The organism is Gillisia xinjiangensis, from assembly GCF_046298265.1.
GTDB lineage: Bacteria > Bacteroidota > Bacteroidia > Flavobacteriales > Flavobacteriaceae > Gillisia > Gillisia xinjiangensis.
On record NZ_JBKAHK010000011.1, the window covers coordinates 1 to 12,678 of the forward strand.

Here is a 12,678-nt window from a genome sequence, read left to right on the forward strand (position 1 = left end):
CACCGGTTTGAATACTGTATTGGCCGGGAGAACATAAACTTGCGCTTCCGGAGATTTCAACAGGTCCACATAAAAAAGTACAATCAACCACATTATTTGCAACTGTGTTGTTAATTTCATTTGCAAGCCAATCTCCATTTCCAACATAAAAATCCAAATGCCCCTGATTAAAATTTGTGATGGAGACAGTTGTGTTTCCAGCTTGCAGTTCCTCTATATCAAAAGGGATTGACCGGTGAGAAGCAATAAAATTATCAAATGGTGTGTCTTTAGGGGAAGGCGGTGGACTACCTGGTTCATAAATCTTTAAATAATCTGCGGTAGTCAAAGCGGTAAAGCCTTTGCCAATATCCAATGCGCTGGCAGTAGGTATAAAGGAAAAATCAGGATCACTGGTTATGGTTGTCTTGATACCATAAAAAGCATTGGATTGATTTACTGTGGAACTTGCAATACCCGTAGACTCAACTCCCCCAGGGAAATAATCATAAGGCAGGGTATTGGTAGGGGATCGAAACTTCTGTCGGTGAGATTCACATTGATATTTATTAACCACAAAAGTTTTTTGGTGAATGTCAATTTCCCGGAATAGATTTGGGCGGTTTGTCCATAGGCGGGCAGCGCTTTAATATTTATATCAGCGGTTAACTTGCTATTTCCCGGCAATAAGCCAAACAAAAAACCGGGTTCAATAGTAAAAATAGTGGCAGCCAGGAATATTGCGTTATTTGCATAAACACCGTAACCCGTAAAGTTAGTAAGCATATCAGTTAACCAGCCGGTTTTTGCAAAACCATTAATAGACAAAAGGGTGTTGGCTGGATAAAACCCCTGGGTAATGGCACACTGGTTTCCATTGGCTATCGAGACATTGCGCTCCGTAAGTTGAGGATAGCCCATATTCCTTAATTCAGTTTGCCATTCCAGATGGGTAATGTTATCACTGGTATAATTTGTATTCACCCGCTGCACCAGTAGTTGCTTTGCCGCGGGCTGGTCCAATAATTCCAGATAATCTGAAACCCCAACCCCATCGTTAAAAAGTGGTACTATCACATCGCCCGCCAAAAGCTGGAAGGGGGATTGCACGTATTGGCTCCTGCCATGCCGTGCGGCGAACTGGTAACCCAAAGGGACATTGGCGCCCAGGTGTGGGGCATCATGGCTTATATAAGTGCGGGTATCATGGGGGAGCCCCTTATTTTCCATGTCTTTGAGTGCGTACCTTGCAATAACCCCGCCCATACTTTGGCCGAGGACCACATTGGGCGTTGTGCTACCCACTTTGGCTTTTTCCTCATTTACCCACTTTATAACTTCCTGTAAAACATAGGCGTTGCGTTGTAAATAATCGGTGCCGTTGCTCCAGTTGACATAGATGATATCGTATTCCTGATCGTTAAGAATACCTTCATTAGCATTAACAATATCGCCTAGCTCCTCACTGTCAGAAGCCAAAACAGTATTTTCAAAATTCTCAATATCTGAATTCCCAAAAGGCTCCTCCGGTGAGGTAACGGCACCCATATCCAAGCCTTCAGCTATGATCAAAGGTTTTCTAATCTGATCCACTGTATTGCCATAATTAATTAAAACAGTGGCATTTCCAAATTTTCCCAAATGTGGGGTGGTTGCGGTAAAATGAAGAGTATCTACCCCAGGCCTATCCCCTGTATGGGAAGTTTTGGAACCATACGGTCTTGAGCTTATCCCCATATCTACGTTAATTTTGGAATGGCTGTATAGAATTTCCCCGGTGCTCAGGGTAAGTTTATAGACCCATATTTTTACTCCTGCAGAACTATATTGAATATATTTTTCATGTCCTGGGTTCAGAGTTTGGTACCCGCCGCCATCGTTAAAATTGATTTGTATCGACTGCACCTGGCTCCCTACATTGGAATACCATAAACTAGCAGGGAATTTTACCAGCATATCCAGGCTTTTATAGTTGATAGTAGAAGGGGAAATGGCAAAAGCTTTTTGCGCATGGTAAGGGTTTTGCCATATCCCGTTCACATATTTATCATATATTTTATTGTTGGAAATTGTGATTTTGTCAGGATAAGCATTGTCAAGAAATTTTGAATACCTGTAAAACAACCCACTTAACACGATGGTTTTCTTTTTACGGGCATTTTCCCAGTTGTTTTCAAAATTGTTATAGGGCACAAACCCTTGCGTACTTGTTGTCACCCTGGAGAACAATAAGGTCTTGTACAATTGTTTTAGGGTTCCCGGGTGTACATACGAACTATCGTTTAAAGTTCCCTGGAAAGCCGGCAGAGCGGTAAATTCCATAGAGAAATCGCTAAGCATGCCATAAGGCACCCGTGTTTTGTCCAGGTTAGCAAAGGTGGAGGACATTTGGGTGCCAAAGCTGGTATTGGTGCTTTGTTGGGCAGAAAGGCATAGAGATGCCAATAACATCAGGTAAAGTAATGTTGTTTTCATAGATTTGGGAGTTAGTAGTTATGAAAAAGTTATTGTTGATATTGTACATCAAATCGGCCTTCCCTTACTTGAACAATTTCACCATCATTATTAATGGCATCAAACCAGAAGGTTCCGCTAATTATATTCTTTGATTCATCCAATTTTATTATTTCAAATTCGCCACTTTCCTGTTGGGTAGTAAGGTAACCTATTCCGCTTCCGGCTCCACCTATAATATAGACTCCTGAAAAATTGCTGTCAGATTCCTCTATTAACGTATACTTTTCACCTTCAGCAAGTTTAATATTTCCAGAACGAACTTGCACTAATCTATTATTATCCCTATCCCTGATAGTAATTGAAAATATATATTCGTTTTGATAGTAAACATATTGAGAGTGAAGAACAGAACCACTGCCCAAGCTTTTCCCACTAGGTAGTAATATTTCTCCATTTACTAAACAGCCGGCAATATTAGCACCTGTTTGTGTCACTGGCGGCAAACAATCAACAGGGTTTTCGCAGTTATCTTGTTTTGAACAGGAATTTATACTTAGAAATAAGATAAGCAAAAGAAGGTTTATGGCAGCTTTCATAATTTTCAAATTTTAAGTTAATGTATCAAAAATTATTAATATGAAAGTTAAATAACAACACAATCCGAAATATTTCTCATTCTATAAACTCAATCTTTTTTGATTTAATTTTATGAGAATTATGTTATTATGTTTTTTTCACTTAATAGAAAACCATATATTATTTACGGTTTTGCTATAGAAAATAAAATTCCAAAACAGGTAAAATGCTAAAGCAGTTTAAAATTCTTATCTTTACAAGGTAATTTATATCATTCTTAAAGTTACCTATTCGGTTACCTGGAGGAAGGAAAATAAAGAAAAGTACTGAATTTACTGGTATTATGGGGGCGGCAAATTAACCCTGCCACCCCGACCAAAAAAAGCCTGAACAGTCACTGTTCGGGCTTTTTTTATGAGCTGATTTTCCCGGGATCTACGCTCTAGGCGAACTTAGAAAAAGGCGCAGGCTCTCCATGTCTTGCGAAAAAAGAAATCGGCACTTCTAGGGTGATTATCCCTCATTTTCAACTCCTGTCTCTTTAGAAGGAACATCGATGAAAATTTGATATTGGGCATCGCTGAAATCCTCTTTTGAAGCCGCAATACTGCCTTCAGATTTGTTGAAATTACCTTTAATATCCGCAATGGTTAAGTGGGTGATTTCAAAAGTAACCTGCGAATGAGCCGGATCGGCATTCCAGGTGGTTTGTGCAAAGCTGTTGATGCTTAAAAAAGCGATAAACAGAATTGAAAATACCTGTTTCATGATATTTAGTGCAAATAAATAATTTCAGGGTTTATTAGACTTCACCGGCCTTTTCAAACCAACCGCCGGCAATTAGATTATCTTCGTGCTGCGTGAGCGCTATTATGGCATCATCCATCCCTGCACACAATGGCTGCCAGGGATTGTTTGGATTATCAGCAGCCTCATCATCAGGGGACATAACTTTTGGACTTGCTCTTAGGTTTTTGATTTATTTTTAGAAAAATAACTGTAGCCGGGAATCCTTTAAATATGATACGTTTTTATATCAAATAAACCACAAAGCATATGATTAAAGATTTATACTTTAAAGATTTTTTGCTATTGGAAAGTGAAAGGCTTCTTCTTAGAAAGCTGGAACTAAACGATGCTCGAGAAGTACAATTAATTCGTTCAGATGAAAAAGTTATGATTTATATGGATTCAGAAAGACATGTGACGATTCAACATTCTGAAAACTTCATTTCTGAAAACTTAAGAATGTATGAAGAAAAAACCGGGATCTTTTGGGCTATTATCGAAAAATCAACCGATAAGTTTATAGGTGATTTTGCATTTTTCAAAATAGATCATAAAAATTCCAGGGCAGAGATCGGATATACCTTAAAACCTGAATTTTGGGGAAAGGGGTTTATGAAGGAGGCAATGCTAAGTATTTTCAATTTTGGATTCAATGATTTAAATCTTCATAGTCTGGAAGCAAACATTAACCCGGAAAATAATAATTCCCGAAAAATTCTGACAAAAATGGGATTTCAAAAGGAAGCTTATTTCAGGGAAAACTATTATTACAATGGAGATTACCTGGATAGTGAAATTTACTCATTACTAAAATCTGAATTTCAACCTGGTAAAAAAATAAAGAATTAAGTTTGGGACTAGCAGCTTCGCTATCGAGCAAAGAAGTTATTAGCTACAAGAAGCAATAAGTTTAGGGGTAAAAACTTCCCATAAATTGCAAAGGGTTATTGTAGGGAGGAAATCCCCTGGATGCCCTTCAGTAAATCTAAAAATTTTCTTAAAAACGGATTAGTTCCTCCGCAGCTATTTTAGGTTTTTATTTTGTTATATATTGCTCCCAGTTATAATTTTAGATTTTTCTCTATGACTGATACCCCAAAAAGTGATGCCCGGCAATTGCGGAAGCTCGATTTTGACCTTTCAAATTACTTTTCTAATACTATAATTCCGCAGTTGTTCGTGGATGCAGACCTCATATTGAGGATCTTTACCCCGCCTGCTATGAAGCAGTTTTCCCTGACGTATGATCATGTTGGCAAAAACATCGCAGATGTTAAGGACAATTTACGCTACCCCAACGTTGTTGAAGATATTAAAGACATAATAGAAAATTCGAACAAGGTTCTCGAAAAAGAAGTTCAAACCACCGACGGCCGTTGGTTCCAGATGACTATTGTACCATATATAGAGCATGAAAAGGATATCATCAATGGAGTGATTATCACTTTTGTGGACATCACAAAGCGGTTAAAGGCCATGAGAGAACTGGAAAAACTGAATTCTCAATACGAGAATTTTAAGTACGCGTTAGCACACGACATAAGGCAACCCATCGCGACCATCACTTTGATTGCGGACGGCTTATTAATGGCGCATCAAAAAAACAATTTCCTCCAGTTTGAGAAATGGATCAAGACCCTGAAAGAGTCCTCAAAAAGCCTGGATGGTCTGGTGGAAGATTTTGCTTCGGGCAAGGTGGAAGAGAAGGGGAAATCTTCCGAAGAGGGGGTGCTGAATATTGAAGAGATTTGCGAAGATATATTCACCGCCCTTAAGATGGAGATCAAAGAGAATAATATAAGGGTTAATACAGATTTGAAGGTCACGGAAATTTTCTTTCCCAGGAACAGCTTGAGAAGTGTGTTCTATAACCTTATTAAAAATGCAGTTAAATTCAGCGATCCCAAAAAATCTTCAGAGATAAAAATATCCACAGAGGCAGTGAAAGGTTTTGTGATCCTTTGTGTGCAGGATAATGGATTGGGTATACCCTTTGAACATCAAAGGCGGATATTTAAAAAATATTCAAGATTATCCAAGAATATACCGGGAACCGGCATTGGCCTCTATGTAGTGAAAAAAATGATCGAGGATAATGAGGGCAGGATAAAACTCGAGAGTAAAGAGGGGGAAGGTACCACCTTTAAGGTCTTTTTTAAAAATCCGTCTTGATCCGGCAGTTCAGCTTAGCTTTCTACAAATTTAGGTTATAATCCGCAACTTGAGTTAACGTGGAAAGTTAAACGCAGAAGTTGGTAGAGTGATTTGGCGAAGGGCAAAAGATGGCTAATATTATGCGTAGATCTCAGAATATTCAGGATTAAAATTTGGAATTGCATTTAAGCTTATATTCATTACTCTAATTTTCTGCGGATTTCTTCTTGCTCTTAACTGTTTATTATGTTCTCTTAGCCTTAAATTTCATCTACTATAATCTTCAAATTGCATAACTGAAATTTGGTACCAGGAATTTGGGTTTTCAGATGATTGCCACGAATTCACTAATATTTTTTCTTTGTCCATAACATTTAGGCTTAATTCAAATTCCCGCGGTACGCTTAAATAAAAATTAAGCTGCTCACCTTATTCTGCCCCCTAAAGCTATTCGTATAATTATTAATTAAGGTCTAAGCCTAGACATTAAATGTCGCGGTATCATGAAAGCTTTGGTGCAATCCAAAAATTTTTGGTCAGTCTTTTTCATTTTAAAGTAAAGTCCATAATCCAAAAAAAAAACACTCATAAAATTATCAACTTTTTAGGTGTAACAGTGGTTTTTGGCTCAGGGCTTTTAAAGACCGGGAGTATTTCAATAATCGCCTAAATAATTACAAAAGCCCTGCAACAAAGTTCAGGTCTTTTGCTTAAATTTTTAACAAATTATCTTTTTGATGGGGTCCCCAAGACCTTGTGGCTGCTGCGAAATAAAATGATGGGAATCCATCATAATCCAAATTTGGGAGAACCGGGAAAGCCGTTTATTTTACCTCAGGAATTTTAGGGCAAGTGGCTTAACCCAATGGAAGCCAAGGTGAATGTTTTATAAGTTCAGGAATTGGTTAAAGAATACTGATGTGAAAAATTGGATACTTACACCGTGATCGCCCGCATAAACCAGATTAGTCCGTCCTCTAACCATCGCCCTGGTTTTCACCGTTAAAGTTCTGCTAAATCCTGATTATTTGTAATTTAATAATAAACTATACGTTTATCAGAAACAAACATTTCTAAAACAATTTGAATTATGAAAAAGCTTCTTAGCCTGGCATTTGCTGCCACCTTAACCTTCAGCTCCTGTTCCAGCGACGATGACGCCGGAGATATGGGAACAAATGTAGATCTAAATCTTACAGCACAGCGTTCTGATAATTATATTAACACGGCTGCTTTACCGCAGGCGATCCTCAACTATGTTAGCACAAACTACCCGAACAATACCATTAAAGAAGCCGAAATTGAGGACAATAACAATTATGAGGTTGAGCTGAATAATGGAACCGAACTGATCTTTGATCAACAGGGGAATTTTTTAGGAATTGATGACGACGGTGATGATGACTTCGGAGATGAAAATATCGCGCCAGGGGATCTTCCTGTAAATATTCGGAATTTCATTACCACTTATTTTCCGGGTGCAACTATTGAAGAGGCCGAAAGGGAAAATAACGGCAACTTTGAGATTGAATTATCTAATGATGCGGAACTTATTTTTGACGCCGACGGAAATTTTCTGGGCCGCGCAGATGATGATGACAATGATGACAAAGATGACGATGACATAGAAGTTTCGGAATTACCACAGGTGATTCGGGATTATATAGCAACAAATTACCCAAACAACACCATCATTGAGGCAGAAAGGGAGGATGACAATACTTTTGAGGTTACCCTAAATAATGGAGTAGAATTAAAATTTGATTCTGACGGAACTTTCCTTGAAGCTGAAGACCACAATGGAGATGACGACGATGATGATGACGATAACTAAGAAAAAATTGCATTCATAAATAGGCTAAGGCTGCGGAGATTCTGCAGCCTTTTCCTATTTAAAACAATTTTAAACGCAGTAGTGATTACGACTTCCCGTTGAACAACCTACGGCGTCCTATTTCCAAATTGTTAAAATTAGCTTTATAGCTTGCTATAAAAAGCGTTTCGTAATGTTGAATAAAGACAATATTTGTTGTTTGGATTATAGGGTTGCAAAAGGTGGTAAACTTGTGGCATACCGACTTAACGGGGAAAGCATTTTGGATAGAAAAAACTTAAATTATGTTTAGAAAAATCAAATTTAGAAGATATTAAATACACGGTCTAATCGGAGACTCAATATATTGCACTTGATGTAATGATATTGACCACCATAAAATGTTTAGTAGTGAAATTAATATCTCCTGATGAAACGGGAGGCTTCGGCTTCCTGTTTTTATTTTATGGAGATTTTAGGATTTAATTTGAGCATCCGGGATACCAGGAATTCAATAGATAAGTAAAGAGGGCTCTGGAAATGCTATTAAATGCAAATAGACGGCCCCACCCGTCTATTCACTTTAAGTCTAAAATCTACCCCAACAAATTTTAGATACTTAGCTATAAGAAATAATGAAGCTTAGCTGATGCCTTTTCCATATTCCATTAAAGCCATTATAAAGATACAATCTTGTTTAATTACTGCAAGAAAGAAGTGTTAATCGAAAATTAATTTTTTGTTAAATCAAGGTTAGCACTCCAAATATACCCAAGGGGTAAAGGATAAAGCCCCCTATCACCAGGGGCCATTTCAAATAATCCAATGGGTGGTCTCTATATCTTGATTTTCAGAGGGCTTCATTCTTTATCGAGGGCTTTTGATAGTATCTATCATAAGTGGTGTTATCCAGTATTGTAATGGTGATGATGTGGAGGTATCTTTTGGGTGAGTTTGTTAATTAAGTTTTGGAATTTAATTCGCATTAAGCATTGAACATCTTTTTTGTTAAAGGAGAATACATCCATAACCAATCAGAGCATGCTTTTACCTCTCTGAGTTGTTTAATTACGCCCCGGGTATCTAAAGCCAATACTCTACCCAGCGAGCCTGCCAAGCTTGAACCTTTTTCAGCACGAACTTATGCAAAAATCAGTGCAGGAGAGATTTGTCATAAACTTGAAAACAAATAAATGGAAACACAGCCACTTTATCAAGAAGCAATAAAATTTGCGACTGCGAAACTCTTGGAGAAGGAACAGAACTTACATAGGTGTATCAATGACAAAAATGAGAATTAAAATAATCTTCCATCCTACCGCCATAGGCTGCATTAGAAACATCAAAGGTTCTTATCCAGACTGCAATTTACACATTGAGCTTAATTCGGTATATTTATTAGCGATAACATTTTTACTATGTGCTACGATATCAGTACTAATTTAGAGGCGCAATTAAGTCGCGCCAGTCGGAAAATGGATTTGCAGGCCATTAAAGAAATCAAGGAAAACCTGGCTCCATTGACCAATTTGCCCATTTACCACACTACAGGTTTCAGCCATCCAAAATTGCTTATTTATACAGATCGTTCTCCCTGGGATCCCGAGGTTTCAACCTGGGGTTTGGTTCCTCATTGGGTAAAGGACAAAAAGCAGCTAAAGGAAATATGGAATAAAACCTTGAATGCGAGAGGGGAGACCATTTTTGAAAAACCTTCCTTCCGGGAATCGGCTCAACATAACCGCTGTCTTATTTATATCAACGGATTTTTTGAACACCATCACCTTAATGGAAAAACATTTCCGTTCTACATTCATCAAAAAAACGACAAACCTTTGGCATTGGCCGGACTTTGGAGCGAATGGACCGATCCGGAAACAGGGGAAATGCTCAATACTTTTTCCATAGTTACCACAAAGGGAAATAAAATGCTGGCAAAAATCCATAATAATCCGAAATTGGAAGGGCCAAGAATGCCGTTAATTTTGCCGCAGGAATTGGAGGACAAATGGCTTGACCCAATTGAAGACGAACTGGATGTTACATCCGTTCAGGAATTGATAAAAGAATACCCTGATGAAGAATTGGGTGCTTACACGGTGAGGCGATTAAGGGGAAAAGAATATATCGGGAATGTTGAGAAGGTTTCTGAACCTTTTGAATATTCAGAATTAAAGGCTTTATAACAAGATCTATGAAATGATCATAATCCAGAATTTAATCTGAATCAGGAACTTTTTTTTATTACTTCCTTACCAAACTCCAGGACATCATATACAACGCACTTTTTATTGTCCAGCTCGAAATCCCTCATCAATCTTCTGCAGGACATATCATCAAGCCCAAGGAACACAATATGATCCCTTATGTGTTGGGTAAGACAATCTACCGCCTTTATCCGGGGTAACATATACTCACATTTACGGCTAAATACGTTCCCCTGATAGTCAATTACCCAGCTATGGATTAAGAGGCAAACCAGCTCTCCCGTTCTTTTTCCTGCAAATTCATAATCGAATGTGAGGCCCAAATGCAGGTCTTCCGGTTGAGCATTCTCCGGGAAATCTATAAATCCATATAAAGGTCTAAAACTCATATTAGGAATATTTCCAACAAATATAAAATTTTTACTTGGAATAATTCCTGTTGTAAGAGATGGATTTTGTGAAATCATCCACAGAAAATCAATTTTACGTCTATACAGAGCCTCACGATTAAGCTTGCCAAAATTTTTGACTAAAGAATGCAAGCAGCACTTTTTTTTCCATCACATAAACCAAGGCTAAAAAATAATAAGAACTTTTTCTTTCCATCCAACAGAAATAATTGATATCCGGAACAACCAATTATAAAAATATTATATTTGCCATTAATGCATAAACATGAGCACATAAAAGCACTTTTCTTTTTAGGGGTATTCTCTATGCTGTTATTGCATCAGGTTTTGCCGCACTTGCATCACCAACACGATGTTGGGCACACACATAAAGCTGTTTCGCATAGCGATACGCACGATCATCACCACGATGTTCCGGAAAAAGAGAGTTCTAACAAGGGATTATTGGGTCTCTTTTTAGAAATGCACGTGCATTCAGTAGTGTCTAATGAAATATTAGTAACGCAAAACAGCAGTGTAAAACAACTTAACGTAAAAAAGGTTTTAAAAACGCCTATTTCTGCTAAGCATTATAGTATTTCTATAATCTATGATGAAGCGGAAAAAGTTACGTTATATCATCCTCCAAATAATTATTTCAATTATTATCTCACATCCCTCGATACACGAGGCCCGCCAACTTTAGGTTAATCGTTTAGGAATATTACCTCTACGGTAATGTATCATTTCACAAATTCAGGTTAAACCTAAAAATTCAAACAATGAATAAACACATCGTATCCGCAATTTTCGGATGCCTGTTCTTTGTACATGGTTTCTCGCAAGACAAAAATATAGAGGAAGTACTCATTGAAATAGAACAGAATAATACGGAGTTAAAAGGTTATAAGTCCTTTATTGAAAGCCAGCAACTCGAAAACAGGAGCAACAACAATTTGCCTGACCCACAGCTTTCAGGTTATTATTTGCCTTTTGGTGATAATGCAACCGGTGATTATACTGAATATGAGGTATCACAATCCTTTGAATTTCCTACCGTATATGGTGCGCGCAGTAAATGGAACGATTTAAAATCAACCCAACTGCAAACATCCTATGCAAAAAAGAGGCAGGAAATTTTGTTGAGTGCAAAGGAGCTACTCATTGAAATTGCTTTTTTACAGAAGCAAAAGGCGATTGAAACCGAGCGAAAAACCCAGAGTAAACAGGTTTTCGACCAGATTCAGGAACTTTTTAACAAGGAGCAAATTGGTATTTTAGATTTGAACAAGGCGAAAATTGCCTGGATCCAGGAGCAGTTTGTTGTTCAACAAATCGAAAGCGAAATCCAAATTTTGCTGTCCAAACTCAAGACCTTGAATGGTGGAAAAGCCATTGATGATAGCCTTGAAGCAAAAATTTCTTTGCCTATTGAAGTCGGCAAGGAAGAAGGCCTCTGGCAGGAAAAATTAGCCAATGATCCTGCGGTACAGGAACTAAAAGCTGCTGAAACGGCTTCCTTGCAAAAAGTGAAATTGGAAAGAAATAAAGTGCTGCCCAATATCGCACTTGGGTACAATTATCAAGGCGTTAGCAGCAGCAATTATTCTGGTTTTTATGGTGGGCTTTCAATACCGCTTTGGAATAGCAAAAACAAAGTAAAAGCCGCCCAGGCTAATTATGACTATCAGCAATCCAATACCCTTTTGATTACAACATCGATTTACACTCAATTTCAGGAAACCTATAACCGCTATGAATTGATGCTCAAAAAATACAATGAGTATCGAACTACAATGGATAATTTAAATAGTGAGGATTTGCTTTTTAAAGCCTATATGTTGGGCGAGTATTCATTTATGGATTACTACGTAGAGCTTCAGTTTTATCGAAATGCATTAGATAAAATGCTTCAAATGGAAAAAGAATTAGAATTGCTTAAAGCACAATTATTAAAACATCAATTATAAACTTTAAAACATACAATTATGAAAATCTCAAAAGTATTATTTGCAATAACAATCGCATCGACATTTTTAGTAACCTCTTGCAGGGACACAAAAAATCAACCCACTGACGACCACGGTCATGAACACGATGCAGATGGCGGTCATATGCACGATGAAATTATAGAACAGGAAGAATTTCAAGTAGAGAAAGATTCTATGGAAATAAAAACTGAAAGCCACAAACACGATGATGGTGCTGAACACCACGACCATTAAAAACAACCAGATACAAAAGGTGAAACATCCATTATTAACCAGACGAAAGAATATAGATAAAAGACTATCAGTTTGATACACATGTATAT

At 37.6% G+C, this 12,678-nt stretch carries 12 protein-coding genes; 7 read left to right on the forward strand and 5 right to left on the reverse strand.

Annotation, left to right across the window (positions count from 1 at the left end; genetic code table 11):
• Positions 1-435: 435 nt before the first annotated feature.
• The 4 genes from ACKGJN_RS15585 to ACKGJN_RS15600 all read right to left on the reverse strand — a co-directional run bounded on the left by ACKGJN_RS15585 (position 436) and on the right by ACKGJN_RS15600 (position 3,961).
• A complete protein-coding gene (locus ACKGJN_RS15585; RefSeq protein ID WP_409540486.1) occupies positions 436-2,454 on the reverse strand; it encodes a lipase family protein in 2,019 nt (672 codons plus the stop codon).
• A 29-nt stretch (positions 2,455-2,483) separates the two neighbouring features.
• Positions 2,484-3,032, reverse strand: coding sequence for a hypothetical protein (locus tag ACKGJN_RS15590; RefSeq protein ID WP_409540487.1), 549 nt, complete (start codon positions 3,030-3,032; stop codon positions 2,484-2,486).
• Positions 3,033-3,525: 493 nt separating this feature from the next.
• Positions 3,526-3,780 (reverse strand): YceI family protein, encoded by a 255-nt coding sequence (locus tag ACKGJN_RS15595; RefSeq protein WP_409540488.1) that lies wholly within the window; start codon positions 3,778-3,780, stop codon positions 3,526-3,528.
• A gap of 34 nt (positions 3,781-3,814) precedes the next feature.
• Positions 3,815-3,961: a hypothetical protein gene (locus tag ACKGJN_RS15600; RefSeq protein WP_409540489.1), complete on the reverse strand. Its 147-nt coding sequence runs from the start codon at positions 3,959-3,961 to the stop codon at positions 3,815-3,817.
• 107 nt (positions 3,962-4,068) lie between these two features.
• Here ACKGJN_RS15600 and ACKGJN_RS15605 point away from each other — a divergent pair, with 107 nt between their 5' ends.
• From ACKGJN_RS15605 to ACKGJN_RS15620, 4 genes are all read left to right on the forward strand, one after another.
• Entirely contained in the window at positions 4,069-4,650 is a 582-nt protein-coding gene (locus ACKGJN_RS15605) for a GNAT family N-acetyltransferase (RefSeq protein WP_409540490.1), read from the forward strand.
• Positions 4,651-4,884: 234 nt separating this feature from the next.
• Complete coding sequence (locus ACKGJN_RS15610) at positions 4,885-5,973, forward strand: sensor histidine kinase (RefSeq protein ID WP_409540491.1); 1,089 nt, start codon at positions 4,885-4,887, stop codon at positions 5,971-5,973.
• A 1,072-nt stretch (positions 5,974-7,045) separates the two neighbouring features.
• The gene (locus tag ACKGJN_RS15615) at positions 7,046-7,789 is read left to right on the forward strand and encodes a PepSY-like domain-containing protein (protein WP_409540492.1); all 744 of its coding nucleotides are present in this window, start codon (positions 7,046-7,048) and stop codon (positions 7,787-7,789) included.
• A 1,397-nt stretch (positions 7,790-9,186) separates the two neighbouring features.
• Positions 9,187-9,954, forward strand: a complete 768-nt coding sequence (locus ACKGJN_RS15620) for an SOS response-associated peptidase (RefSeq protein WP_409540493.1) — start codon at positions 9,187-9,189, stop codon at positions 9,952-9,954.
• 41 nt (positions 9,955-9,995) lie between these two features.
• On the opposite strand, the gene ACKGJN_RS15625 is transcribed toward ACKGJN_RS15620, so the two are convergent.
• The gene (locus ACKGJN_RS15625) at positions 9,996-10,442 is read right to left on the reverse strand and encodes a hypothetical protein (RefSeq protein WP_409540494.1); all 447 of its coding nucleotides are present in this window, start codon (positions 10,440-10,442) and stop codon (positions 9,996-9,998) included.
• Positions 10,443-10,640: 198 nt separating this feature from the next.
• Here ACKGJN_RS15625 and ACKGJN_RS15630 point away from each other — a divergent pair, with 198 nt between their 5' ends.
• From ACKGJN_RS15630 to ACKGJN_RS15640, 3 genes are all read left to right on the forward strand, one after another.
• Positions 10,641-11,075, forward strand: coding sequence for a hypothetical protein (locus tag ACKGJN_RS15630; protein WP_409540495.1), 435 nt, complete (start codon positions 10,641-10,643; stop codon positions 11,073-11,075).
• A 71-nt stretch (positions 11,076-11,146) separates the two neighbouring features.
• Positions 11,147-12,334 (forward strand): TolC family protein, encoded by a 1,188-nt coding sequence (locus ACKGJN_RS15635; protein WP_409540496.1) that lies wholly within the window; start codon positions 11,147-11,149, stop codon positions 12,332-12,334.
• A gap of 18 nt (positions 12,335-12,352) precedes the next feature.
• Positions 12,353-12,589 (forward strand): hypothetical protein, encoded by a 237-nt coding sequence (locus ACKGJN_RS15640; protein ID WP_409540497.1) that lies wholly within the window; start codon positions 12,353-12,355, stop codon positions 12,587-12,589.
• Positions 12,590-12,678 lie beyond the last annotated feature (89 nt).